Source organism: Vreelandella rituensis (assembly GCF_003336665.1).
Classification (GTDB): Bacteria; Pseudomonadota; Gammaproteobacteria; order Pseudomonadales; family Halomonadaceae; genus Vreelandella; species Vreelandella rituensis.
This window is the reverse complement of sequence record NZ_QPIJ01000028.1, coordinates 25,444-50,912: the sequence shown is the minus strand read 5'-3', so window position 1 is coordinate 50,912 and position 25,469 is coordinate 25,444. Positions and strand designations below refer to the sequence as shown.

The following is a 25,469-nucleotide window of genomic DNA, read 5'->3' as shown; positions in this document are numbered from 1 at the left end:
CGGGCACTAATGTCGTGCCTTCATGTCCTGGCTGACCGCCAGGCTTGCGCTCGCCGGCAGCCCGTGAACGGCGCACACGGTTCATGTCCTGCGACGGCGGCTTGCTGCTGTTACGACTGCTAGTCGCCAACCGATCCGCCATCAACTTGACCAGCAGCATCAGCACGTCGATGGCAGCACGCAGCGAAGGTGAGACCGTACGATCTTCCTTAAGCTGCTGCCTGACGCGTTCCAGGGCTTCGTCGACGTTGATATCGCTGATGGTCATGTTATCTGATGAGAGAGTTGCCGAATGTCGATACTATGCCAGAGAAAATAACAGGTTGGCGAGTACAGCCTGGAACCTGCTAAATAGTTACCTTTCACAAAGCGATAGGCATACTGGTTTTGACGATGGCGGTATATCACGGCACAGCAGGTTTCACCCGTGAGACGCTGATACTCAAAAACGATCATGCTCTGCGCGTTGGGTAGGTAATAGCTGACGAAATTGCCTTTATCGGCTGCCTGTACAACAAGGCTTGCGGGCTCTTTGCCATAAAACATGGGTATAAGGAGCAAAGCTGATGTTTTCCCGGCACCGTTAGTGCCGACTAAATAGGTGTGCCCTGCACAGGGGATGGCGACCCTCAAACCCGTGAAATAGGAGTGATGAAGTATGATGTTCTGCAGGCCGCTCATTTGCATTCCTTGTAGGCGCTGAATAATAGATATCTAAAATAAATGTAACTGTTCAGCTCACGCTGCCTGACTCCGCTCGTCTCGTTGCATGAACAAGGGCATCTCACCCGCAAAGAGTTGCTCCAGTGCCGCGTGAGCCGACAGGCCCTGCTTGGCGGACGTCGAGAGAAAGCTGCGCATCCGGCAGAAGATCTCCGCACCTTCCCACGAGCGGAAGCAGCCCGATATCTTCTGCTGGACCTTGGTCATCCGCAGGTCACGCTCACCCTGGTTGTTGGTAAAAGGCGCGGCGGAATCCTCAAGAAAACGCAGCACATCCTCCACGCGTGCCTGGAGGCGTTCGAACAGGTTGCGTGCCTGGGTGCGCCCTCGGGTTCCAAGCAGAGGTTTGGCCGGCGGTGGACTCTCGACGTCGCCTTCCGCCAGGCAATGGCGATAGCGCTCTCGCCATCGTCGAGCCGCGTCGGGAGAGAGTCTGCCTCCGGCGTCTTCAACGGCCTGGTTCATCGCCAGCAGCAGATCATGCAGGGTTTTGGCCCAGGCCTGCTGGTCGTTTTCCCAGACACCGATCAGTTCGCGAAGGTGATGGGCATTGCACAGGGCATGCCGGCACTCCGTGTAGCGGTAGTAAGGCTTCCAGTGATCATGCACCAAGACACCTTGCACGAAGGGCAGTACGCCTATGGCATCCATGGCTTCCTGACCCCGTTTGGCGGTGACAAGCGACTGGATAAGGATGTCCTTGACCTGACGCTTCTCGATACCGACCGTGCGATAGGTGCGCCCCCTGGGGAGTGTTCGACGGTCAATAGACAGCTTGACGACCTCGTCGGGATCATCGACGGGCACTAATGTCGTGCCTTCATGTCCTGGCTGACCGCCAGGCTTGCGCTCGCCGGCAGCCCGTGAACGGCGCACACGGTTCATGTCCTGCGACGGCGGCTTGCTGCTGTTACGACTGCTGGTCGCCAACCGATCCGCCATCAACTTGACCAGCAGCATCAGCACGTCGATGGCAGCACGCAGCGAAGGTGAGACCGTACGATCTTCCTTGAGCTGCTGCCTGACACGTTCCAGGGCCTCGTCGACGTTGATATCGCTGATGGTCATGTTATCTGATGAGAGAGTTGCCGAATGTCGATACTATGCCAGAGGAAATAACAGGTTGGCGAGTACAGCCTGGAACCTGCTGAATAGTTACCAAAAGCTTTAAGACAAGAAGCGCAGAACCGCGAACCGTAGTGGCATCAGAGCAGTGTATCTAATGTGCGCTCGTAGCTTATTTCCTGCTCCTCTGCGTTCTCCCCGGGGCTACATGCCACCGCTTCACCCATGTAGTGGAGCTTGCACTCTATGGCAAGTTGGCCGCTGAGCACGGTGTTATTCATGGAGTCTGCAAGCTCAATCAAGGATGTGTAATGCTGTGGTGGCTTGCCGTACTCGGTAAATATCTCGTTGAGCTGCTCTAGCGTCGCAGGGCCTAAACCATCAGCACCGAGCCTTCCTTTATGAAGATGTAACTCATAGGCTGGATAGGCCCCCTGAAGCCCGTATTCAGCATTGGCAAGGACGGATTCATTATCGTTCTGAGCCCAGCGAATATCCGCGAGCGCTATGCGAATATAATTCTGTTGGCGGCTATAGTCGTTTAAGGTGCTAAGCGCTGCATTGCTGGCTTTATCTACCTCACCTTTGTAGAACAATTCCATGGCGTCGTTGATCGTTGAAACGGAACTGATCAACTGCTGTGTATGGGCAGTGTCTTTTAGCGCTGACCACTCTTTACCCGTCATTGGCGGTCGCGCTGCTCGCCGGTAATGGAGCGCAATGTAATCGGCCGCGTCGCCGATACGCTCCTCAGTGTCGGGATGACTTTCAGCGAAGCTTTTCAAGAACCCCTTGAACTTGTTTTTTATATCGTCTAATCCCGACTCTAACTGCTTTTCAAGGTTGATCCCTGCTTTTTGGCTCGCAGCGGCAAGTAAGGCTTGGCGCCTAGCCCCATTCTCAGCCGCGAGTCTGGCATTTTTCTCATCCCAAGCCCGTATTTTTGCCAGAAGTAGGTTCATGCCCTCCGGGTTGTAGCCTGCTGCTACCATTAGATCTAGAGCAATCTTGTCCGCAACGTGTTCTTGGCGGCGTGACCAGCCGGGGTTGAGGAATCCATCTGAAACCATTGTCATGGCTAGCATGTTGCGGATTCGTCGAGTATCTGATGCTGGCAAGTTATTCCCTTCGCTCGTAAGGGAGCTGACAAACGATGCGGTGTATACAGCCTTTTTCTGCAAGTTCACGAAAAGATCAGCATCATTGTGATTAAGCAGCGCATGGACTAACTCATGTGCCAGCAGTGCCGCAAGTTCATGCTGGTTATCGATATCGTTTAGCATTCCCATCGGGATATAAATATTTCCATCCGCGGAAGTTCGTGCATTGAACCCGGCTTCGGCCGATAGGTAAACGCGCCCATCGAGGTCGCTAAGATTGCTTGATGACTTGAGTTTGTCGAGGTGTTGGTTGAGATAGTTCTCCAGGGCAGGATGCTCCACAAGGCCAAGGCCGTTGCTCTGGGCGTGGAACCGGTCTGCTTTCACTCCAATACCTGTTGTAGCTGGTTTGTGATGTGTACTCACCTGAGAGAGGTATGTCTGCTCGTCGTCGAAACTACCGGGCATCAATGTGCTTAATTTTTTAACGGGATTCGTGTTACAGCCAGTAAGGGTGAGAGCCAGTGCACAAGCGCTTACCAACATGATTGATTTCATTGGGCGCACCCCTTTCCCGCTACACCGCGAGATGAGGCGACCGTGCTGGTGTTCAAGGCATTTTGGCAGTCGGCAATGACGTTGTAGGTCTTGGTAGTGTTAATAAAGCTACTGCCTACCGTGTAGCGTTCGCCCTCGATCTCGATCACGAACATGCCCTGCTGATCTTCGAGAATATCAATGGGGTATTGAATACCATCGGCTGCCACCGAGCGCACATAGGATCCGCTTGATGGATCGAAGAGATCCACTTCCGTCACTCCAGCCTTGACTCCCTTGATCATTAACGTTTCTGCTGCACAAGTGCTCTGTACCAGTAGCCCCATGAGTATTGCAGACGCCACCTGTTTGTACCGTTCCCTAGTCATGCTGCTTCTCCTGATAGATATTTTTACTTAACCATTGAGAGCCTCGCTCTACTAGATCAAGTTTTTCTGTCGCGAACCCAAGAGTTATCACACCTAGATAACCAAGCCAGGACGCTGCTGATACATTGAAAAAACGAAATTCGATCCATGAGCACAACCCAATCCAAAAGAGCAACGCGAGGAGGCTAAACAGCCATTTCGAGACATGGGAAAAGCTATTGGCCGACAGGTTCTTGATGATTACAGACCAAGGGTGACGTCTGCGGGAAAGTTGGCGAGCATTATCAAGTTGATTATTTTTGCGAGTATTGTGATGTGCAATAATTCCAATCAGCGCAACAGGGAGCAGTACCGCAAGATCAAGTTGCCACATCGGCAAGGATTGGGAGACTTCCGACTTATAAGCAGTCCCCCAGGTGAGTAGATTGTCGAATGCCATTGCATGGTAATAAACGCCCGGTAAGATTTCTCGTGTCGGCGAGAGAACGATATCCTGAACGCCTAAAAGATTGGCCCCGTAAAAAATGTGTTTTCCTTGCAAGGTAACATGCAATTCTTGCATGGCCTTGGCCTCGGTATCCGCAATCGGATTGAGCAGGTCACGTACAAAAAATGTCGTGTTGTAAGGGGGGCGTCTTTTGAAGTCGGTGAAGCCCTCTGCCACTTCATTCATGAAACTGGCGTTTTCCTGGTGTTCTATATCCATCCAGGAGATATTGAATGAGTTCTCACGGGTTCCCCAGAAGATATCCATTCGGCCGTCAGGGTCGATACTGCCAAGTTCCGGTTTTAATGCCTTTGCCATGCTGAACGCGGCTGTTTCAAGCTCTCCGCTGCTGAACAGATACTGGCGTGCGACGAAATCGGAAGGGTCGAAGCCGATCTGTGCTGAGACAGGAATTACCAGATCTTTGAGCTCGGGCCAGATGCCAAGGAAGCTATCGCGAGATTTTACCGCCATATAAACGGGAATGCTTTTTTGCTTGTATTTTTCGAGCACCTTTAATAGATACCCGAGGCCCGGTTTGTCACGGTCCATCCATAACAGATCGATAAATATCGAGTCAGGGTCATGCAGCAATAACGTATTGAGAACCTTGCCATGAAAATCGTAGGGGGCTGGCCAGCGTCCTTGAAGTTCGGTCTCGATGACTTCATCGGTGAGCAGCAGTACAACTGAATCATGCTGGTGCGTATCAGGATAAAGCCAGTCACCCATGTAATGGTTGAAAAGGTCCTGAGAATACTTGTCTGCGCGCTCACTGATTCCAAAGGGGGAGATCTGGAGAAGTATTAAACCCACCAAGAGCAAGACTAATGTCTGAGCCGCTATCTTGAACACCACAAAAACATCTATTTTTGTCACGAAAAAATAAATTTTTTTTGCTCGGTGCAATATGCTGGCTATTATTTTTTTTGGATTATTCATTATTTATTTTAGACGTATATCTACTCTGGGCTTGTTGTCTGGACATCAGATCGAATTTTACAAGAGATTGCATTCTTGTGGGACTTAAACCACTGACATAGATCAACTAACTGGGAGATTCCATGAATCGACTCTATGTCACCCTTGAGCAACACAGCTTCGCCCCTCACCAGGACTGATGAGAGGCGGTTTGGTTATCGATGAAGATATCGTCTTGGTTAGAACCGCGCGGCGAGCGTGCCGCCGAATTTCCAAAACGTTTGGAGCTTTCATGGTGAGATGAAAGCCGTTCAATAACCCGCTATTTTCTCGATCAGGACGTGATAAAAAGGAATGCCTATCATCACGTTAAGCGGGAAGGTCACGCCCAGCAATGCCAGCATCGCGAGGCCGATATTGGCTTGGGGAATGCTCGCGCGCATCGCGGCCGGCGCGGCAATATAAGAGGCGCTGGCGGTCAGGGCCGCGAGTATCACCACGGAACCGATCGGCAGACCCAGGGCCACGCCCATGGCGATACCCAGCATCGCCAATAGTGGCGGTGTGACGATGGAAAACGTCAGCAGGCGCCAGTGGTGCCAAGGCAACGGGCGCAGCGTCTGGGCGGCGGTCAGCCCCATTTCCAGCAAAAACAGCGCCAGCACGCCCTTGAAGGCATTGGTGAACAGTGCGGTTACCTCGCCGCCTTGGACAGGTCCATAGAGCGCACCGATCAGCACGCCGCCGCCCAGCAGTATCACGCCGCGGTTGGTCAGGGTTTCGTGCCATAGCTTGCTGACGCTCTCGTTAACTTCGGCCCCTTGATGGCGGCGAAACAGCGCAATGGCGATCATGATCGCGGGCAGCTCCATCGCCACCAGATACAGGGTGACCTCGCTGCCTACCAGGAGGTCGCGCGCTTCGACGTAAGCCAGCGCAACGGCAAAATCCGCTGGTGGCAATTGCCTCCGCCGCGCATCCGTTGGCTCAAGCGCCAGGGGTGCTCTCGATGGAACAGCTGCTCAACGAACGTTTGTTGCTGCGCGAGCCGGGTTCGGCCACGCGGATGCTGCTGGAAAGCTGGCTGCAGGAGCACGGCTTGGCGATGCGTTCGACCCTGCAAATGGCCAGTAACGAGGCGATTCGGGTGGTGGTGAGGGCCCGGATGGGCGTGGCGGTGCTCTCTGAGCATGTGCTGCCCAAGGAGCATCCCGAACTTGCGGTACTGCGGGTACAGGGCCTGCCGATCGAAAGCCATTGGCAGCTGATAATACGCAACGATCGCCGCCTGCCGCAGCCGGCCCAGCGTTTCCTGCAGTACACCCGGGATCATCTGGAAGAGTGGATCGAGCCGCGATTCGTGTGCAACGAACTGGCCACGCTGTTCGAGGCGTTACCGTTCAGGTTGGAAGAAGATTAGCCCGTTGGCCCCTTAATTAGCTCTGGTTTCTAGTGATTCGCGCATATCCGGCGTTATGGGCTTCAGATTGGGTAGTTATTTGGTCTAACTGATAGAGAAATAGCTAAAGTTTTTGGCTGTACTGCCGAATCACCTTTTGAGGGCACAGGAGCGTGTCCGCGAAGCGCCATGGAATCGGCTGCGAGCTTGTTAACGTACATACGGCTTTATTATTAGAGCTTATGTCCAGCCACAACCAATCCTTTGCCGCTTTACGTGGCTCCTCGTTTGCCCTTGCTACTGCCCACAGAGGCGGAAAAGAAGAAATCAATTCAGCACAACGCAAGGGAATTCAATGAAGCAAACTATCAAGGTATTGTTCGCGATCGGCCTGGTGGCAGGTGTGAGCGGCTGTTCCTCCTATCAACAGCGTAGCCAGATGGACGCTTTCAATGTTTCCTGGGTTCAAGGCGACTATCTCGGTGCCGTCGAGGCCATGGAGCCCAAACCAAGTCTCACGGGCAAGAAAAAAGCTGAAGATAAGCAACTGCTTGAATTGCTTCACCAAGCCGAGGCTCATCGCATGGCTGGCGACCATACCACTGCCATCGCACTCTACGATCAAGCTGAGACCGGCATGAAGCTGGATGACACCAGCGGGCTGGCTACCGATCTGCTGGAAGGTGGCATGGCAGTGCTGGTTAATGATGCCGAGCGTGATTACACGCCGATGCTAGCCGAGACGGTATTGGTGAACACCTACAAAGGCCTCTCCTTCCTTCAGCAGGGTAACCGAGACCTTGCCCGTATCGAGTTCAATCGTGCCGACGACCGGACACGTCGTGCAGTGGAAACTTTTGCTGCGGAGATCGCCACCCAACGCGACGCCCTTGAACAAGAAAAAGGGAAGCAGCAGTCGCAACAACGCTCGCAACAACAATCAATCCAGCAAAGCTTGGCCAGCGATGCCCTGCAACAGAGTGTAGCGGCCCACTATGGTGAACCTTCCCAGTGGAGTGTTTACCCAGAGTTCATCGTGCCTTCCGCCACCTATCTGCACGGCCTGTTCTTCCTGGCTAGTGGCGAGAGTGGCGATTTGGAGAAGGCCACCGTCTCGCTGAAGCGTGTCGCTGCCATGTCGCCCGGCAACCAGGCACTGGCTGCTGATGCCGAAATGGCGGAGGCTCTCGCGGCGGGTCGGCAGTCACGCGACACAATCGACCATCGGGTATGGGTGATGTACGAGAACGGCCTGGGACCAGTGGCTAAAGAAACTCGCTTCGACGTTCCCCTGTTGCTCTTGCACGGAAACACCACTAGCCCGGCCTATACCGGTATTGCCCTGCCGCGCTATGCGGATCGCGAGCCGGTCATCGAGCCGTTGCAGCTGGTTGATGATCTAGGGGCACGGTACCTTCCCGAATCATTCTCTCCTATGGGCAAGGTAGTACGTACCGAGATGCAGGCCCGCTTCCCCGCGGTTTTGGGGCGTGCCGTAGCCTCTGCGGCTATCAAGGCTCTGATGCAAAATGCCGCCGCCGAGGAGCTTGGGGCCATGGGTCAGCTAGGCTCGGCGCTCTTCGCTGCTGCCACCACCCAAGCCGATCTGCGCAGCTGGCAAGCCATTCCCGATCACTGGGAAGTGACTAGTCTGCCGCGCCCTGAATCCGGTCGTCTCACTCTGGAAGGGTATAACGGCCAGCAAGGTGATATCCAGCTGCCCGAGTGGCCCTACACCCTGGTTTATATCAAACGACCCAGCCAACAAGGTCCAGCGCAGGTGTCACTTATCGACCTTGAAGGTCGCCATGGCGGAGAACATCTCTCTGTATTCGGTAGCAGCAACGCGGATGACCTTATTGCTGACGCGACGTAAATAACGGGCGGTACGCTCTGGCGTATCGTCGTTTTCCCTATTCCGATTCCCTATACCTAGCTCATACGCTCATCATCAGGAAAGCCAGAAATGAACAAACTTCTCGTCCTTGCCACCTGCTTGACCCTACTGCTGGCTGGCTGTGCCACTTCCACCCGTTACGTGGATCCGGATAACGACCAGGGTGCCGTCAGTATGGCATTGGACTACCGCGACTTTGAGCGTGCCGCCAGTGGGTCGGTGGGCTCGATGTTGGAAAGTGGTGCGGTGAATAATCCCAATGGGGGCCGCTATGTGATGGTGGTCAGCCGCATCGTCAACGACACCATGCAGCGCCTGGACACCGACCAGCTGGTCAAGAAGATCCGGGTCGACCTACTGCGTTCCGGCAAGGTAGTCACGACTACCGCGGTAGGTATCGATGGTGCTGAAGATGAGATGAATATGCTCGCGCGCACCCTGCGTGATTCCGAGGAGTTCGATCAGCGCGGCGTGCAAAAAAAGGGCACCTTGCAGGCGCCTGACCTGAGCCTCTCCGGCAAGATTCTGCAACGCAACCGCAAGGTCGGCCGTGAACAGCAGGTGGAGTACTACGTGCAGCTCTCGTTGACGCACTTGGCCAGTGGCCTGGCGTTATGGGAAGACGAGACTCAAGTCATCAAGCGGGGCTCAAATGCCTCGGTCAGCTGGTAAGGAGAATTCGATGACGACGTTCAAACTCAAACTTCTTGTCGCCGCCCTGCTGCTGGGCCTGGCACTTGCCAATCCGGTGGCCGCGCAGGAATTGGCCGAGCAGGCCCAAGCGGCTCAACGAGACGCTGCCACGACGCCACCTTCGCCCTTTTATTCGGTCGACGAAGTGTCGCAAAGCGACGAGAAGATCCAGGCCTTCCTAGAGGGGCGCGGCTGGGTGCAGGGCGAGTCAGCCAGCAACCCGGCGGGCGGTATCTTGGTGATCGCCTCTCAGGATATCCCCGCGGACCCCACCAGCATCGACTTCGGTCAGGCGCGCCTGACCGCCACCGAGGAAGCCTTCCTGCAGGCCATGGGCGAGCTGGTCTCCCAGGACTCGGTAAACATCGGCAAGAGCATGGCCGACCGTTTCATGAAGGACGACCTGCCCCAGGAGGTCGAGGACACCACTAGCCTCGCCGCCTTGGGTGAGGCGCTGGCGAGCCGCTTGGCAGAAGCCTCGGTGCAGACGCTCGACAAACTGATCGAGGAGTTGGGCGGCGACGCCAGCCAGCTGCCCCAGCTCAACGTGGCCGAGCGCCAGCAACTGATCTACGACGAGTTTGTGACCAACACCACCTGGCGTGCCATGGGCCAGCTCTCCGGCGTAGGGATCTTCGGCATCATTGAGGAAGTAGGCGGCAACGGGCCTGTCAACAATGGCCGCGTCAGCGTGGTGGTGGTCAAGTCTGATCGCTTCAGCGAGTTCGGTCGCCAGCTGCGCACCGGTGACGTGGCTGCTGGCCAGGCGATCCCCATCGAAGATATTCAAGCTCGCCTCAAGCCGCAGCTTAAGGAAGGCACGCCGATGCTCGGGTACTTCGGCGTACAGCCGATCGTCGACAGCGAGGGGCGCTACGGCTTGCTCTCCTTCGGCATGGACGCGCCGGCTCTGGTGCGCGGCATGGACGAGTTCGAAATCAGCACCGAGCTGGAGGCCTCTCGCATGAGTGCGCAGATGATGGCCGACGGCTGGCTGGCGCAGTTCGCCAGCATGACCGTGCAGGGTGAGAAGGAGAGCACCAAGCGCAAGCTGCGCGAGCAGGTTCGCCACACTTGGGGCAATGGCCGTTCCGAGATCGAGACCCGGGAAAACGTGGGCAAGATGGTTCACAGCATTCTGGAATCCGAGGCCGATGCCCACTTGCAGGGTGTGCAGACCGTGGGCCAGTGGAACGCCACCGACCCCAGTACCGGTCATCCTTACCTAGGCTATGTGAAGTACTGGTCGCCTGGCACCTCAGCCAAGGCGCAGGGTAAGACACCCAAGCCTGCGGCGGCGGCCAGTGGCAGTAGTTCGGGCGCAGCTTCGGGAACCCCCGCCAGCTCTCGCTCCACCGGGGCATTCGGAGAGTGGTGATGGCGATACGAATGTTAATGCTACTGCTGACCACTTGCTGGTCTCTTTCCTTGCAGGCGGGGGTGCAGACGCGAACCGTGCAGGCCGAGGCCACGGGTATCAATCGTGAAGATGCAATCTTCAATGCCTTGGGTGATGCTGTGCGACAGGTTCATGGTGCCCAAGTTAATGCCAGCAGGGAACTGCACAATTCCATGGATCGGCTCTCGGTTCGCGATAGTGACGGGCGAGAGGCTTCGGTTACCTATGAGTCGCGTGTCGAGAGTGGCACCAGTGTCAAAAGCAAGGGATTGATCAGCGGCTACCGCGTCGTCAGTGTCCAGCCGGCTGCTGGCGGCGGACAACTGGCCCGGCTGGAGGTACAGGTGCCGGTTTATCGAGTGCCGGGTAGCGGTGCCCAGAGCAATCGCCGAAGGCTCGCCGTTTACCCGGTGGAAATCGATACCTACACCCTGCGCCTGGCTGAACAGCCTCTAGGAGCTGGTGACGTCTCGCGGCGGCTCACTCAATCCATTGTCCAAGCCTTCGTGGGGTCGCGTCGTTTCAATATCTTGGATCGCGACATGCGCCAGGCCATGGCGGCGGAACAGCGCCTCGTTGCTTCGGGAAATGTCTCCCTGGCCGAGAAGGCCATGTTAGGTCGCGAACTTGGGGCGGACTACCTGGTCGTCACGCGGTTGACTGAGCTGGATATGGATATGCGCGAAGTCAGCAATCCGGTCACTGGTGAGCGCTCTCATAAGGGAGAGGGAGTGGCTACTTTGGAAGCTCGTGTAGTGATTCCTGCTACTGGCCAAGTGATGTGGAGCCATACCCTGAGTACGGACCTGGCATCGCTAGGTATCGATAAGCCGGGCACGGGTGGCTTTACCCAGCAAGTCTTCGATGGTCTTGGCAGTGAACTCACTTTTCAGGCTCTTAACGTGATTTACCCTCTGCGAGTGGTAGAAAGCCAAGGAGACCGAGTGGTGCTCAATCAAGGAGGAATGATCGTGAAGCCCGGCCAGCGTTGGGCGGTCTACGATATCGGAAAGGCTTATTCCGACCCCTATCATGGCGAGAGCCTTGGGGCTCAGGAAAAGTGGGCGGCCGATGTAGAGATCACCCGTGTCGCCGAAAAAGTCGCCCATGCCCGTGTTATCAATGGGGGAGTCACGGGCAACGGCCAGGTCCTGCGTCGTGTGGATGCCACCGGCGCAGCGACCCGCGAAGCAGAACGTGCCGCGCTGCGCGGTACTCGTGAACGTGTCTGCTTGCCGATGGACCCTTGTTGACACTCACTCTGCAACATGCAATGCCATTCGCCGCCGGCCAGTGTCTAGTTTCGTTTAGGCATAAGTCGGCGGCAGCAAATATCATGCTGTCAATGGGTGATTTCTACTCAGGATTGCCGATTACTACCCAGCCATCTTCTTCGACGCTGACCGGCACAGCATCCAGGGCACACCCCAATCCATGGCCGCCGACGCCTTCGCCGGTACGTGTCGAGAAACTCGCCTCATGGTTGGTGCAGCGCAGAATCTCGCCGTCTTGACTCAGGATGCGCTTGCCGCGCTGGTCCAAGGGCAAGTACTGGTGGGGACAGGCGTTGACATAGGCGACAAGCGTGGAGTCCAGCTTGATCAGTAGAAGTGGAAAACGTCCCTTTTCATTTTCCAATGTGAGGCTAAGCGTACTGTTGGGCAGCTCCTCCTCCTTTACAAGGCGTGTGCCCGGGGAAGGGGCGCTACGATAACTCTGCCATGACTGGGACATACGCTGCTCTCGATGCTTGGTTGGTTATCAATGAATTCAGAAAAATAAGCGCACTCATTGGGGCAGGCGCCCCTGGCGGGCCAGGCGACGTTTGACCCAGCGCTGATAGAACCAGCTGAGTACTGGCTTGATGCCGGGAAGCCCGATCAGCCAGGCCAATGGCTTGAGTCTGGGCGCACGGTTCATCAGCAGGATATACGTATCGAGGCCGTTGTAGATCCGCCCCTGTTCATCTTCGACGTGCAGCGATAAAAGGGCTTCTTGCGGATTTACCCCTCGCTCGCGCAGTAGCGCTTCATTGTCGGTTACATCCACCCATTCGATACCCTTCGCCTGGCTGCCTGCAAGCCGTTCGTAGCGCTGCCTGTCCCGGCGGCAACCGGGGCATTTGGCATCGTAATAAACGTAAAGTGTCGTCGGCTGGGTCATGGTTATCTCCTGGGTGGAGAGTTCAAGGCTAGCTCACTATGCCAGCGTTGACTCTTTCCACCGTAGGGGCTCGAGGCACGTACGACGAGGAGACGAAAGGCAGTTCACGCTCTTTAAGCCAAAGTCCCAGGACTTTGGAAAGTAGAGCTCGCGGTCGGTAAAGGCACTACCGCCGGGATCGGTATAGCAGAGAAACACGCTAATCCCAACACGAGTCAGACCGAACCTGCATGCTCAATAAAGAGATTAGATTGAGTGTCCCAGCAATTCCCCTTACGACTCATCGAGACCTGAAATTCGTATTGATCCAGCTTAGCTCGGTAGTCATGCGACGCATACTGCTTAGGTTTAAGCCTGGGTTATTCATGACGCAGGCCTGAAAACAAGGATGGCGAATGGTATTATCTAGGTAAATCAGTATGTTCCGCCAAGAACCTGACCCTAGAGCACCATTCGCCAATTACCGTCCTGGTCGCCGACCTGCAACGGCGCCGTTCATGTCCAGTTAAGTAGCGATGCCACCACCAGTGATGCTGGCGGATTAATACTCCGCGAAGCGCTCGATATCAGCGGCGTGATCAGCGCGCTTGACTATCACCTGGTGGATCCGCGTGATCCTTTGCGCGTACGTCACTCGCTGACCAGCCAACTCCGTACCGTCGTGCTGCAGCGAGCCATGGGATGGGGCGACTTGAGCGATACCGACGTACTGGGTCACGACCCGCTCTGGCGGTTGGCGTGTAGCGATGCACGAAGCCTGGTACCGCTGGAGGAAGCACGCCCCTCGCAAGCCACATTATCTCGCTTGATCACCTGTCTGAGTGATCCAGATAACCTCGATACGGTGCATGAAGGCTTATTACGGTTGGCGATCTGGCGCTTGAACAGCTTGCCGGACGTCACGCCTTACACGGCCAATACGCCGATGACCCTCGATATCGATGGGCTGCCCATCGAGGTCTTTGGTCGCCAGGGTGGCAGTGCCTATAACGGTTATGCGGGTANGCCAGGGTGGCAGTGCCTATAACGGTTATGCGGGTACCCGGATTTACTCACCCCTTGTCGCCTCCATCGCTGAGACCGGTGACATGGTGGGCGGCTTACTGCGAGAAGGGAATGCCGGCCCGGCAGAAAACGCGGATACCTGGATCCCTCACCTCGTTCAGCGCCTGATGGAAGGCACCCATCGCGACGTGGATCAGTTCCGTGTCCGTCTGGATGCGGGCTTCACCGATGGCGAAACGCTACGCGCGCTCGACTCGCAGGCTATCGCCTACCTGGGGCGGTTAAAGAGCAATAAAGCGTTGCTGACACTGGCGGCACCCTATCTCAAACGGGCGACCACCGGAGACGCCGCGGGAGGGGTGCCATGACCTGGACTACCAGGCCGGCAGTTGGGAGTCTCCGCGGCGCGTGGTGTTGATCGTGCAGGAAAAAACGGATGACCTCCTGCCTCATGCCTTCTTCTTGGTAACAAACCTCAGTCGCTATCATTACCCGGCGGAGAAGGTCCTGGCACTTTATCGCAAGCGCGGCAGGGCGGAAGCCCACATGGGCGAACTCAAGTCGGCCCTTGATCTCCATTTGTCCTCGGCAGATCGAGGGCACTTAACGGTGCAGGACGTCATGGCGCGCAATCAGGCTAACCTGTTGCTGAGCCTCTATGCTTACCAGGTGCTGCACAGCGTGCGTTGCTTAATGGAGCGACATACCGGGCAGGGCTGGAGCCTGATGAAACTGCGTGAACAGGTGTTGAAAGTCGCGGCGACCTTTACCACGCATGCCCGGCAAATCCGAATGCGCCTGGGAGTCGCGGCTGATAAAGGGTGGCCACGCCTGTTAGCGGGTATTCGACGACTGCGACCGCTGCCAGACTAACGTTAGCAAGCTCGATGGTGTAAGGGCAGTAATCGGCGAATAGCTGAGAACACGCAGTGGATAAGTGACTGTTATCAATTAAGAAAAGCAATAAAAACAGGGTGCAGCATAACGATGTCGCATAGTGCGCGCGTCGAGAAGACGTCAGATAGCCACAAAGCGCCCATCACGTAATCGTAAAGCGCTAAAGAATGGCGCTACCGCCGCCGTGATGAATTAGGCGGGCTGAAGGGTGTAGAAGGGACGTAGGAACGGCATGCTCATAACAACAACTGTTATTCGGAGCAGTTGTTCCGCTGGCGCCCCAATTCCTGACAGTTAAGCGGAAATTTATATGGGCACAGCTTGAACGTCCGCTCTTGGCCGTTACCGGCAGGCATATAAAACGGTCGTTTTCTTTACGCATGCTAACTGCCCCTCCAGGAAGCCCTGGAGGGGCAGTTAGCATGCGTAAAGAAATTGCGTAAATATTTATACGTAAAGGAAAGGTGGGGTTGTTTTCTATAATGCCTGAGCATCACCAGCCATGGTGGCCGGTTCAGCGTGAGGGAAAGCGACAGACCTTCGGGCAGGACACGCTAAGAGCTCGGGAAGACTACCCGGTAACCGGCTTGCACGCGACCGCTGATGATGTGGCTGGCTAATTGGGGGATGGATAACAAGGTGCCAATCCCAACATGTCGAAATTAAGGCCCATCATCTTCTGCCCCCAGAAGCGCTTTGATGCGTTCGCCATCACTGATGGCCGCTCTCCACAAGTCATTCCAGCTATCCGGTGGGTTACCGTTCTTGAGCATCTTGCGGAAGATAGCGTAAGCGTCCTGTTTGCTGTCATAGGCGCGCTTGGTGGATTCGTCGTTGACCCCGGCGTAGATGAGGATCTTGCTCGCAAGGTCGTAGCGAAAGAACAGCCGGTACTGCTGATAGAACTTTGCCCGGCACCAATGGGTGTGCTCAGACCCGAGGGTGCTTCCTTGGCGATGCTGAGGGCCTGCCGGGTCCTGTGGAATGTCGTTCTTGGCCAGCTTCACAATCGCCGCCAGACGCTTGGTGGCCGGTTTGCTGCGATATCCGAGTGGATCCTTTTCCTGGAGTTGCTTCACCTTACTGGTGAGCGCATCGACCTGCTCCAGGAATAGCGGATGTGCGTAGATCGTCCATCCGTTTATCTCCAGAGGACTCATGTGTCGTCGTCGTCCTCTGGCAGTTCCTCATCGAGATCTACCTCGATGCCTGCCGTCAGGCGTTCGGCCTCGGCAAAGGTGCTGGCAGTGACAGGACGAATGTTTTCCGGGTGATCCTGCAGATCGCGCTCCAGGAAGGCTAGGAAGCTGGCCATCACGGGGTCTTGGCTGGACTCATCGCGGGCGCGAGTGAGCACCACTTCCCCATTGGGGCGAATCATGTAGTGAATCCGATCGCGGCGTTTCAGCTTCAGCACACGACGAACCGATGCCGGAACGGTCGTCTGGTAGCGATCCGTCAGGGTGGAATCATCCTCAATGGCCGTGTTCATGATTGGCCTCCGCTCAAAGGCAATGCAAAAGTAATGCACTTAAAATAATGCAATCGCATTGCCTCGTCAATGGCAGGGAAAGCAATCAATAGGTCTCCGGCGCGACACCCTATTCTGGTGTGGTTCCCAATATGCGATCATCTGTAAAGAAAACGAATATTAATTTTGATGAGGGTATGCGCCAATAAAGTGTGTGACCAAGCCTGCGACTAGTAAAAGCCAAAGGTCATAACCGAATAGGCGTATCGGGAAGGTGATTAAGAGGTTGTGGCCACGATTTGGTCACAGGGTGGTCACAGGCAAAAAATAAGGGCTTACGAATTAACGTAAGCCCTTATTTCTAATATTTCAAAATCGGTGGCGCGCCCAGGCATGGAGGTTGTGCGCACCGGTACGGAAGTCGGCCACACCTACCACCTTCTCAGCTATCGCCAGGGGCCGATTAAGCGTTACGAGCCCTTTCTGATCACGATGGACGATGCCAGTGAGGTCTTCCCGAACTTCAGTCATGCCGGGCACGAATTCATTTACCTGCTTGAAGGGCGCCTACTTTATCGACACGGCAAACAGTTTTACGAGATGGGCCCTGGCGATAGCCTGGCATTCGATGCCGCCGTGCCGCATGGGCCGGAGCAACTGTTAGAAGTACCCATCAAGCTGCTCTCGATTATTCATTACGACACCGACGATTCAGGATGACGGATTTGACCAGTAGTCGTGACGACGCGGTGTGAATCGTATTGGCACGTTTTGAAGAACCTGAGCCATGGGTCATCCTCCGATAATGGTTCATAACGTAGACCATTACTCTTCGGGACCAAACAGCTAGCCAGACATCATTTCAGAATGAAATCCATATAGGGGGCCGTGTGCGCAGGCTGTGCGTCATCTCGTGAGCCCGGGGCTTTTTGGCGTTATCACTCTGACACATCCGATATCGTGACAAGAATCACGAGGCTCGGGACGCAGGATCATACGTAAGGATCGAAGCCTCGGCGTGCCTGAGCCTGGCCCTGGACTTCCGAAAGCTTCATCAATCCCTTCCACAGCCGCCGAATGAAGGGCTTCCGGGCGGTTCCTTGAGCTGTGGGCTGATCCCAAATCGTCGGAAATGTCACCGTCGCATTATTCATATAGCAAGCCTCGCATCGTCATTCATATTGCGATGCATTATACCTTAGTATAACGCCTAAAGTCTAACCTGGGTGTCCTGCCGATTAGTAAGCAGTGCGCTGGCCTTGGGGCTGGTCTTTAGAGTTCCCCCTACTCACATTTACGATCGTTGAAGGCATGGTGACTGAAATCCCACTGCCATTCACAGCTGCCCAATATTTTCTCACAATCGCCCTGCTTGCAGAGGCTGATGACCGGATGGGTTTGTTGAATCCCTGCCTGTAATGTCAGGTTTGCGTGTAGTGAAGGGCCAGAAGGGTTGGAATGCCACCCAAGGGTCGTACTTCCCGGCGCCTGAATATAGGGGCCGGCGAGTCCGTAAAGAATAATTTCGAGTTGTGGTATCAGCTTGCTGGTCGTCTCGACGTCAATGTATAGCGAAGGATCGGGCACATGAACGGCGGGCGGGGTAAGTTCGGGGCCGTCAAAGCGCCAGTCACCCTGTGACCAGCTTGTCTGTCGCTGCAGGTGATGTTTCAACAGCACGGGTTCCTGCTGCCGGAAGCCAGCCCCCGTCTCAAGCGCATAGGTAAGGCCGGCCCCTGCCCTGGCGACGATCGGCAGCCAACCCACTCTGAATACCGTGGGGCGCGACCGCTCCTTCCAGAGCAGCCACTCCTCATCCACCTCATTTTCTACGCGCACTTTCAGGCTGCCCGCCTGGCAGATATCAGTATTGAGCTCGACGCGTTCCACCTGGCCGTTATCAAACGTCAATGCATATGTCAGGTGAAGTACTGCACTGTAGGCGATGTCGGCTTCGACACCATACGGAAATACAATCCTTTCCACGGTATCGACTTGAAAGCGACCGGGAGTGCAGTGCAGCTCAGCGGTATGCAAGCCGACCTTTCGGTAATGATCCCCTTCCGCGTAGATATGGGGTTCCAGGCCAAACATCTCGTTTCTTGACCTGATCATCGTTTTAGCCTCGATAATCAGCGTGCCTTGCTCAATAGCATCGGCCAGTGTTGCCCGCTCCAACCGAAGTTGCCAGCCGTCGTCAATCTCTTCCAAGGCGATAACGCGGTGCAGCAGCCCATCCCAGGCTAATCGTTCCTTTGCGCTTGGCTGCCAAAGTGTGTCTTGCCAGGGTTCGTGGTACAGTCTTTCCGGTGGTGTCACCGCTGCCGCCAGAACGTCGCCGGTGCTCAAACCATCGAGCGATGAGGGAAGCAAATCGAGATACAGCGTCAGTTGGGATTCTCGCTCCGTCTCGCCTTGTCCGCTGACAATGGCAAAGAACTCTTCCGACGCTTCCGCCGTCAAGGGCACGACACGGGCGAACAGTTGAACCTCGTCATCATCTGATGAATATATATCCAGATGCTGCGGCTGGTCATCCCCATCATGGAAAGCACTCGCCAGAGGACTGAAAGAGGCCAGTAGCGTAAGAATCAGCCAGCCTATAAGGCGTTGGGAGCGAGTGAGCAAACGGCCGTCTCGAAGCGACATAGGAGTGTCTCCCAAGGCAAAAACCATCTACTCAGTGTAGGCCGCATTGCCGGATAGGTCAGGAGAGACGAAGAAAAGGAGGCGCCCTCGCTCGATAAATCGACAAGAAATACGCTTAATCACTTTGAATTAAGTAGATTTAATTTTAAAGTGCTACGAACTAGATTATTTAACCTCTCGCCCAAATAATACCAGAGCCAGCCTTTAGGATGAAGGAGATGCTTATGGACAACAGTCTGCTGGTGAGCCTGCGCCAATATCGTCCCCGTGAAGGCCGCGATTCCCTGGAAAATTTCGTCACCGAAGTGTTCGCATGGCTACTGCGTAATGGCAGTGGCACCAGGAAGGCAGTGTTGGCGCGTCTTCGCGATACAATGCCGGCGGGGCAGGATTTCGACTTGCCCAGGGACAACGAAGAAATCGAATGGAGCACTCAGGCCCGGTTAGGGAGTCGTCGCCCCGATATGCAGGCCACTTGGCCCGGCATGGCGCTAATCTTTGAACACAAGGTGTGGTCGGGTTTAGGTGACGGCCAGATCATGCGCTACCGTGCGCTGGCTCAGGAAGCATTTCCCGACGCTGCAGTGCGCGTCGTGGCCATTACCGCCAGCCGCCACCAACACAGCAACGAAGCCGATGCTTGTCTGTGCTGGAGTGATATCTACGACACACTGGAGCAGTACTTGGGCGAAGAGGTAGAAGCAACCGAACGCTTCCACATCGAAAGCTTTCTCGCCCTGCTGAACCATGAAGGTCTCCAGCCGGCAGCACCCATGGCCCATGAGGCAATCCTCTACTTTCCCACGGCCGGCAAGCTGCCCCAGCAGCTGGAACAGGCCTTCACACCCCTTGCCGCCAGGGACTGGCCAGTGAATGGAGGTTACCAAGCCGTAATGAAGCGCTTGCGCTGGGGACGACTCGGTATCGAGCTTCACCGTACCGATGCCAAGCGTAAGTGGAGCCCGGGCATTTTCATTGGCTGTGTGATCGATGGTAGCGATCACACAATCAACCACCGCATCGAAGATTCCATAAAACTGCAATTGATACTCGACTTCAGCGATGGGTTACGTCCGCATTATCCCTACATCGACAGTTACCGCGTTTTAAAAGCCACACTAGCTGAAGTCACTCAACATAGCCGGTGGACCTTCTACGACCATTCCAAAGAACGACACCCCAACACCTTTCACCCGCTCTACCTGGAAACACCGCTACTCGAAATTCTTCGCGGCTCCAAGACCATGGAGGAACAGCGTGAAAGAATATTTGATGCCGGTTGCGAAGCCTTGGAATTGTTACAGCATGGTGGGCACTTGGATAAGTTGAGAGACGAATGTGATGTGGTTGCATAATGGCAAGAGATGACCGATATCGACCCAAAGCGGCCAGTCCGGCATAGGCGGCATGTGCGTTCGTTCTCGTTATGCGGCGCGCACGATGATGTTAAGTATTCTAAGAGAGATGTGAGTAAGCCTATGAGAAAGGAAATCCCAGCCCCAGTCATAGCCGTGCTGTCAGAGAACATGCCTGCCATCGAAACACACGCCAGCTTGGACAATCTTTTCTCGTATGCTGAAGCCCCTGGCGAGCCACCCGATGGCTCAAAGCCCGTCAAAGTTCAGGCATGGCTTCGGCGAGTCAATAAAGAGTCTAAGCATCCTTTGGTTGTTTTAGGCCGGATTATTGAGGGTTACATGGAGTTGCCCGATTTGGGGAATGATACATTCTCTTGGCTTGGCGCCCCTGCTGTGGATGTAAAGAAAGAGTTCAAAACCAAGCTAGAAGCAATTCTTTCTCGGTGCAACCTTGCGTATCTTTCGGGCGGAATAATTTCCGATGGTAGTTCTGCACCCAGTCGATCGCTGGCCGAACTGATTAAAGGGCGCGATATTCCCTCAATTGATGCAGAGTTTAATAGAGCCCTTTCCAACGTAAACTCTGAACCTAGAGAGGCCGTGTCAGCCGCATGCAATATTCTTGAATCCATCTTCAAGACATATATAGCAGATGAAAAGTTGGAAATGCCTCAAAAGCAGGATCTCCAAAATGTGTGGAAGGTTGTACGTTCTGACCTAGGCTTTGATCCAGGAGTACTGGAAGATCACGATCTAAAAAAGATTCTTTCTGGCGTATTGTCTGTAGTTGACGGCATTGGAGCGTTTAGAACGCATGCAAGCTCCGCTCATGGCCAAGGGCGAAAAATATATAATCTAAAGCCAAGGCATGCGCGGCTGGCTATCCACTCAGCTCATACCATAGCGTTATTTGTCTTGGAGACTTGGGATGAGAGAAAGACCCAAAAGTAATGCTAGTAATTGCTGGCACACGGGTAAAATTTCCGCTGCGCTTCAATTTTTCCTTTGCTGCAGACGTTATGCCTTTAATGAAGCTATATGAATAAATGGCATATTAATTTTCATGGTGCTCAGTTCTGGGGAGAAAATTTGTCCGGTTGCTTTGACAGAAATGATATTGTATGCCGCGCTTTCTGATGGTAGCGGCCAAGGCTCCGCCGATCCCATAGCAGTCTGCTGAAGCTGAATGAGCCATATGCGTAATCAGGAAATCTATTGTGAATGCAATTGAAAGACACCATTTGCTCTATGAGAAAATTGTCTAAAACTTGTTAGAGGCCTGAATGATTATCGACGATTTTTTGAAGTTTTTGGGTCAGGTTCTCGCTTATGGTGGCGGCTCTGCTGTGGTGGCCTACCTATTGTTCCAATACTTTGGGAAAACATGGATAGAAAACAAATTTGCACAGCGTTTGGACCAACTTAGACATCAACAAGCGCTTGAGCTACAAAAGCTCAGGGTGGAAATTGACGCAATGCTGAGTGGCGCACTAAAGCTACAAGAAAAAGAGTTCTTAGTTCTTCCAGAAGCTTGGGGAAAGCTGGACGAAGCTCATGGCCTCGTTGCGTGGCTGGTTTCACCAATGCAGCAGTACGCGGACGTGGATCGCATGAACCCGGTACAGTTAGATGAATTTCTCGCGGGTACCGAATTCACAGAATTCCAAAAGGATGAAGTCCGGAACTCTCACGATAAGGGGAATACGTACCAAGGCATTATCTTTTGGCATCGCCTTCACAAAGTCAAGCAAGCCTTCGGCGACCTACAGTGCTACGTGGCTAAGAATGGAATATTTTTGCCTCCGGAACTCGAAAAAAAATTCTTAAAAGTGTCAGATAAGCTGTGGTCTGCTGTTGTTTCAAAGGAGGTGGGCCACGAGGCGAAAGACTGGAAAATGCAAAACGAAGGCTGGAAAAAGATCAAAGAAGAAACCGAGCCTCTCTATAAATCCATAAAAAACGATATTCAGGCGAGGCTCCAGGCCCATGGCCGCAAACTATAGGCGTCTAACCACTGGCTTGTGCGGACGCCGGGGATACCGGATGGCGCGCCATGTATTCTGATGTTTCATTGGCGGGAGCCGCACAGCCAGGCTGATTATATCAGAATATACTAAAAGTCCACTCTTGGCCGATAATGGAACAGCCTTAACAAGACTGTATTTCATGTGGAAGGAACGCAGCCATCCTTAATAGTAGAGTACGCGCCGACCTATCAGTCTGCTCAGCTTATCTAACTGAAACAGCTCCGAATAAACTGTTGGAAACAGCCTTGGTGGGACAGCACCGAGGGGTAGTCTCCAAAACTCATTCCATCATCGGGAGCTTTACGCCTAGTTAAAGAGGAGTAAAAATTCCTTCATACGCAAATTCTACAGGGGCTTGGCTCTAGTTTGCTGTCAGATTTTTCGTACAGCCAACTATGCAATGGATAAAAATACATTTATATTATTGATTTTAAAGGATTAAATGGATTTTATTCGTCTGGCGAGTGACCTCATTTTCTTTCTCTACGAAGCCAATTCTCTAGCAAACCAGTCCACAGGCACAGTGAAAGATAGGCAAGACCCTAGAATCAGGCAAGTACCACTACCTGGCATCAAAGCTCTAATATTGATAAAATGTGTGTTTTAGTTATATTAGAATGAATCGGACGGGCGAGGCGCCACCGCCTGGCTTTTGGCCTACCAACCCAAGGAGCTATCTCTAATGGATGATGACCTGCCCATCGTGGCGCCACCCTCATTGCCAACCGCCGCCGATCATCCAGACACACCTGCCTTGCCGGTTCACTACGATAAAGAACCCATCCAAGTTATCCGTGATGTTCGGCAACCCCTGCCACGCTCACAAAATCCGGCCTATCGCCATATCAACAACCAAGAGTCAGCCGGCAGCAAAATTACCAAGCGCAGCTACCTCAATCGCCTGGCCCTGATGCTGGGTGCTCCAGAAATTGAAAAACGAACCTATCTTGATCCCAATACGGGTAAGGAAGATCGTCGCCAGCTTCACCCCGATCAGCTGTTCCCGTTTGATTATGTGCGCTGGGAGCAGCTTTCCGTCAATGTGATGGAGGACTTGCTCGCTGAGCTTCGAGATCACAAAGAAAAACCAGTCAGCGCTGCCACCCGGAACAGCTATCGAGCCTTGATGCGCGGCGTGGCAACTGAAGCGTACAAAATGAAGCTGATGGATGTGGATGTGCTTGAGCGGATCAAGACTGTAAAATCAGCACGTTACCATCGTCTACCCGGGGGTAAGGCGCAGCCAGACCGCATCATCCGCGCCATGCTGGATGTCTGTGACAAGGTGGACGATGCCATCCATGCACGAGATGGCCTGATGCTGACCCTTCTTGTCACCTCGGGACTTCGACGTGCTGAGCTGGTGGGCATCCAGCTCAAGAATATCAATCATGAGACCCATGAATTTTCAGTCACCGGCAAAGGCAATAAAGAACGGGCACTGATGATGCCGGATGTGATCTGGGAGCGTTATATCGATTATCTGGCTCGCTATCGAGGTGACCGCCCGGGATTTCTGTTTACTGCTATTTGGAACAAGCGCAATGAGCCGAGCCTGGGAAAAGGCCTGAGTGTCGCTACCGTCAATCAGCGCATTGAGTCGATACGCCGACGGGCCAGTGGCCTCCTAGGGGTGGCTATTGCTCCTCACGATCTGCGACGTACTTTCGCTACAGATATGTTCAATAACGGCATGACTATCCGAGAGATACAAATCCTCCTTGGCCATGCCTCGGCGGCTACGACTGAAACATATCTCTTTGACGAATCCGCAGAGTATCGCCAGAAGTCAGCTGATCTGAACGCAGGGCGCTTCAAAAAACGTGCGATTGAAAAACAATAAAATGCCAGCACGCTTCAGAAAGCCAATTTACGTCGTTTGTTGCACCTGATACCGGGTAGCTAAAGTGTCGGGCCACCCCTGTCAGACGCTACAAGGTGACCCTGACACCCTCTATATCAGCACCCGTTCGCTGGAGCATCAGACGTGCTGTATTTTTTCTAGTGCTGCATTGCTCAAAAATGCTGAACGACTTTTGACGCCGTGCAAAGCCACGTATTCGTCAATCTGACGAATCACCATGCCGGGTAGCGTCACGGTGACTTTCTCTGCTTTTCCAAGGTAGGGTGTCAGATCAATATCGATCATACCCCAGCCCCAGCCTTCAAAATCCGGGTTGCTGCGATGCTCATTGATCTTTCCCGGCTTGGGAGCAGGTTCACCGCGCGCCACCATGTCTTGCAGCACAATATGTGCGGCCTCGATGACATTATCGTAGGCTTCTTCCGGAGTATCACCCGCGCTCATAGCCCCGGGAATATCAGGAAAAACGATGCCGGTAGCGGTTTTATCGTCTCCCCATTCAATGGCGATGGGATATTGCATTGTGTGCCTCCACGCAGGTTATCGGCAGCACTTGAGTGGGCATGAGGAATCACGAGCGTCAGTATCGCCTCGCGCAGGCGCTCGGCGACCCAGGAAGCACCCTCTGCATCAGTGCCCGACAGTAAGGCCACAAATTCTTCGCCGCCATAGCGGGCCACCAGATCTGCTGGGCCCTCGGCGGGACCCTGACACCCTCTATATCAGCACCCGTTCGCTGGAGCATCAGATGTGCTGTATTTTTTCTAGTGCTGCATTGGTGAATTCTCCCGCGAATCATGCTGCGCATTGATTCGGGGCTTCATCGCTCCGCCACAACGTGGAGAGCGTGACCGGCATCTTCGGTGAGCCAGGGGAACGTTTGCCGCCTGACTCCTGCCCGTCCTTTCGGCGGGTCAGTTTGCGTTTCCATGCCCAGTAACGGGCACCCATGTTGTAGCTGGCGCTAAGATCGGCGTTGTACTGCTTCCTGCTCTGGAAGGTGGCCAGTTCGTATTGCGTCTTGTGCCGCTTCACGCGGCCAGAGCCATCAAACGCCCAGGATGACGTGCCTCGCGCATAGACATAAATCACCTTCCCGCCGGCTTCTTGCCAGCTTTCGGTCGCCAGCCTTTGAGGTCTTCCAGCACGATCACATCAGCGCCTTCGGCCAAGGCGAAATCCACGAGTTGGCGTGATGTCTGTTGCGCCATGTTCTCGTTAATGCGCTGCACTTTGCGGTACCACGTTCGGCCTTCATAACTGACATCAAATACTTGGCAATAGTCTGAACAACAGATTCGAGCACGCATCTTCCAACTGCGATAGCCTTGGGGGCATAAGTCCCCTCTTCGGAACTTGAAGCTGATTGGCCCAAGAAAGGGCGAGTTCGTATGACTACACAACAGCCCCAGATGGCTCCCAATG

The 25,469-nt window shown here is 54.3% G+C and carries 27 protein-coding genes and 1 pseudogene; 12 read left to right on the top strand and 16 right to left on the bottom strand.

Annotated elements, in window-relative coordinates:
• The 7 genes from DU506_RS12315 to DU506_RS12285 all read right to left on the bottom strand — a co-directional run.
• The coding region (locus tag DU506_RS12315) for a DUF6444 domain-containing protein (RefSeq protein ID WP_235825583.1) at positions 1-268 on the bottom strand (268 nt) is incomplete at its 3' end.
• A complete protein-coding gene (locus tag DU506_RS12310) occupies positions 265-681 on the bottom strand; it encodes an ATP-binding protein (protein WP_181870760.1) in 417 nt (138 codons plus the stop codon). The genes DU506_RS12315 and DU506_RS12310, both read right to left, overlap by 4 nt.
• 57 nt (positions 682-738) lie before the next feature.
• Entirely contained in the window at positions 739-1,791 is a 1,053-nt protein-coding gene (locus DU506_RS12305; RefSeq protein ID WP_114487204.1) for an IS66 family transposase, read from the bottom strand.
• A 137-nt stretch (positions 1,792-1,928) separates the two neighbouring features.
• A complete protein-coding gene (locus DU506_RS12300; RefSeq protein WP_114487203.1) occupies positions 1,929-3,446 on the bottom strand; it encodes a M48 family metallopeptidase in 1,518 nt (505 codons plus the stop codon).
• Positions 3,443-3,814, bottom strand: coding sequence for a hypothetical protein (locus DU506_RS12295; protein WP_114487202.1), 372 nt, complete (start codon positions 3,812-3,814; stop codon positions 3,443-3,445). Before DU506_RS12295 ends, DU506_RS12300 begins: the two co-directional genes overlap by 4 nt.
• Positions 3,807-5,243: a CHASE2 domain-containing protein gene (locus tag DU506_RS12290; protein ID WP_114487201.1), complete on the bottom strand. Its 1,437-nt coding sequence runs from the start codon at positions 5,241-5,243 to the stop codon at positions 3,807-3,809. Before DU506_RS12290 ends, DU506_RS12295 begins: the two co-directional genes overlap by 8 nt.
• A gap of 290 nt (positions 5,244-5,533) precedes the next feature.
• Positions 5,534-6,184 carry a sodium-dependent bicarbonate transport family permease gene (locus tag DU506_RS12285; RefSeq protein ID WP_415843675.1) on the bottom strand — a complete coding sequence of 217 codons (651 nt, stop codon included), beginning with the start codon at positions 6,182-6,184 and terminating at the stop codon, positions 5,534-5,536.
• Between DU506_RS12285 and DU506_RS12280 the strand changes: the two genes are divergently transcribed.
• The 5 genes from DU506_RS12280 to DU506_RS12260 all read left to right on the top strand — a co-directional run bounded on the left by DU506_RS12280 (position 6,178) and on the right by DU506_RS12260 (position 11,863).
• The gene (locus DU506_RS12280) at positions 6,178-6,642 is read left to right on the top strand and encodes a LysR substrate-binding domain-containing protein (protein WP_235825579.1); all 465 of its coding nucleotides are present in this window, start codon (positions 6,178-6,180) and stop codon (positions 6,640-6,642) included. The genes DU506_RS12285 and DU506_RS12280 overlap by 7 nt on opposite strands.
• Positions 6,643-6,976: 334 nt before the next feature.
• The gene (locus tag DU506_RS12275; protein WP_114487200.1) at positions 6,977-8,497 is read left to right on the top strand and encodes a COG3014 family protein; all 1,521 of its coding nucleotides are present in this window, start codon (positions 6,977-6,979) and stop codon (positions 8,495-8,497) included.
• A gap of 90 nt (positions 8,498-8,587) precedes the next feature.
• Positions 8,588-9,190 carry a penicillin-binding protein activator LpoB gene (lpoB, locus tag DU506_RS12270; protein ID WP_114487199.1) on the top strand — a complete coding sequence of 201 codons (603 nt, stop codon included), beginning with the start codon at positions 8,588-8,590 and terminating at the stop codon, positions 9,188-9,190.
• 10 nt (positions 9,191-9,200) lie between these two features.
• Positions 9,201-10,589: a DUF6844 domain-containing protein gene (locus tag DU506_RS12265; RefSeq protein WP_114487198.1), complete on the top strand. Its 1,389-nt coding sequence runs from the start codon at positions 9,201-9,203 to the stop codon at positions 10,587-10,589.
• Complete coding sequence (locus tag DU506_RS12260; RefSeq protein WP_114487197.1) at positions 10,589-11,863, top strand: CsgG/HfaB family protein; 1,275 nt, start codon at positions 10,589-10,591, stop codon at positions 11,861-11,863. Before DU506_RS12265 ends, DU506_RS12260 begins: the two co-directional genes overlap by 1 nt.
• Before the next feature lie 103 nt (positions 11,864-11,966).
• Here DU506_RS12260 and DU506_RS12255 read toward each other — a convergent pair whose 3' ends face one another.
• Complete coding sequence (locus tag DU506_RS12255) at positions 11,967-12,344, bottom strand: Rieske (2Fe-2S) protein (RefSeq protein WP_114487196.1); 378 nt, start codon at positions 12,342-12,344, stop codon at positions 11,967-11,969.
• Positions 12,345-12,398: 54 nt separating this feature from the next.
• Positions 12,399-12,773 carry a thiol-disulfide oxidoreductase DCC family protein gene (locus DU506_RS12250; RefSeq protein ID WP_114487195.1) on the bottom strand — a complete coding sequence of 125 codons (375 nt, stop codon included), beginning with the start codon at positions 12,771-12,773 and terminating at the stop codon, positions 12,399-12,401.
• Positions 12,774-13,224: 451 nt separating this feature from the next.
• Between DU506_RS12250 and DU506_RS12245 the strand changes: the two are divergent.
• Together DU506_RS12245 and DU506_RS21660 are read left to right on the top strand one after the other, a co-directional pair.
• Positions 13,225-14,651: pseudogene (locus DU506_RS12245) on the top strand (IS1380 family transposase).
• A gap of 494 nt (positions 14,652-15,145) precedes the next feature.
• Positions 15,146-15,295 (top strand): hypothetical protein, encoded by a 150-nt coding sequence (locus tag DU506_RS21660; RefSeq protein ID WP_220254362.1) that lies wholly within the window; start codon positions 15,146-15,148, stop codon positions 15,293-15,295.
• Positions 15,296-15,337: 42 nt separating this feature from the next.
• Here the strand turns inward: DU506_RS21660 and DU506_RS12240 are convergent, their stop codons facing one another.
• Both DU506_RS12240 and DU506_RS12235 read right to left on the bottom strand, forming a co-directional pair.
• Positions 15,338-15,835 (bottom strand): type II toxin-antitoxin system YhaV family toxin, encoded by a 498-nt coding sequence (locus tag DU506_RS12240; RefSeq protein ID WP_114487194.1) that lies wholly within the window; start codon positions 15,833-15,835, stop codon positions 15,338-15,340.
• A complete protein-coding gene (locus DU506_RS12235) occupies positions 15,832-16,167 on the bottom strand; it encodes a type II toxin-antitoxin system PrlF family antitoxin (RefSeq protein WP_114487193.1) in 336 nt (111 codons plus the stop codon). Before DU506_RS12235 ends, DU506_RS12240 begins: the two co-directional genes overlap by 4 nt.
• Before the next feature lie 372 nt (positions 16,168-16,539).
• Here DU506_RS12235 and DU506_RS12230 point away from each other — a divergent pair, with 372 nt between their 5' ends.
• Entirely contained in the window at positions 16,540-16,866 is a 327-nt protein-coding gene (locus DU506_RS12230; protein ID WP_114487192.1) for a cupin domain-containing protein, read from the top strand.
• A 564-nt stretch (positions 16,867-17,430) separates the two neighbouring features.
• Here DU506_RS12230 and DU506_RS12225 read toward each other — a convergent pair.
• Complete coding sequence (locus DU506_RS12225) at positions 17,431-18,795, bottom strand: hypothetical protein (protein ID WP_114487191.1); 1,365 nt, start codon at positions 18,793-18,795, stop codon at positions 17,431-17,433.
• A gap of 224 nt (positions 18,796-19,019) precedes the next feature.
• Here DU506_RS12225 and DU506_RS12220 point away from each other — a divergent pair, with 224 nt between their 5' ends.
• From DU506_RS12220 to DU506_RS12205, 4 genes are all read left to right on the top strand, one after another.
• Positions 19,020-20,150, top strand: a complete 1,131-nt coding sequence (locus tag DU506_RS12220; protein ID WP_181870758.1) for a PDDEXK-like family protein — start codon at positions 19,020-19,022, stop codon at positions 20,148-20,150.
• Between the two features lie 123 nt (positions 20,151-20,273).
• On the top strand, positions 20,274-21,104 hold the full coding sequence (locus DU506_RS12215; protein ID WP_114487209.1) for an abortive infection family protein: 831 nt from the start codon (positions 20,274-20,276) through the stop codon (positions 21,102-21,104).
• A 332-nt stretch (positions 21,105-21,436) separates the two neighbouring features.
• The gene (locus DU506_RS12210; protein ID WP_114487189.1) at positions 21,437-22,156 is read left to right on the top strand and encodes a hypothetical protein; all 720 of its coding nucleotides are present in this window, start codon (positions 21,437-21,439) and stop codon (positions 22,154-22,156) included.
• 778 nt (positions 22,157-22,934) lie between these two features.
• A complete protein-coding gene (locus DU506_RS12205) occupies positions 22,935-24,023 on the top strand; it encodes a tyrosine-type recombinase/integrase (RefSeq protein ID WP_181870757.1) in 1,089 nt (362 codons plus the stop codon).
• A 138-nt stretch (positions 24,024-24,161) separates the two neighbouring features.
• Here the strand turns inward: DU506_RS12205 and DU506_RS12200 are convergent, their stop codons facing one another.
• The 4 genes from DU506_RS12200 to DU506_RS22185 form a co-directional block, all read right to left on the bottom strand.
• The gene (locus tag DU506_RS12200; protein ID WP_114487187.1) at positions 24,162-24,566 is read right to left on the bottom strand and encodes a type II toxin-antitoxin system HicB family antitoxin; all 405 of its coding nucleotides are present in this window, start codon (positions 24,564-24,566) and stop codon (positions 24,162-24,164) included.
• Complete coding sequence (locus tag DU506_RS12195; protein ID WP_268877323.1) at positions 24,485-24,724, bottom strand: diguanylate cyclase domain-containing protein; 240 nt, start codon at positions 24,722-24,724, stop codon at positions 24,485-24,487. The genes DU506_RS12200 and DU506_RS12195 overlap by 82 nt, the downstream gene beginning before the upstream one ends.
• Positions 24,725-24,839: 115 nt before the next feature.
• Positions 24,840-25,136, bottom strand: coding sequence for a hypothetical protein (locus DU506_RS22190; RefSeq protein ID WP_235825577.1), 297 nt, complete (start codon positions 25,134-25,136; stop codon positions 24,840-24,842).
• Positions 25,133-25,276 carry a hypothetical protein gene (locus tag DU506_RS22185; protein WP_235825574.1) on the bottom strand — a complete coding sequence of 48 codons (144 nt, stop codon included), beginning with the start codon at positions 25,274-25,276 and terminating at the stop codon, positions 25,133-25,135. Before DU506_RS22185 ends, DU506_RS22190 begins: the two co-directional genes overlap by 4 nt.
• Between the last annotated feature and the right edge of the window lie 193 nt (positions 25,277-25,469).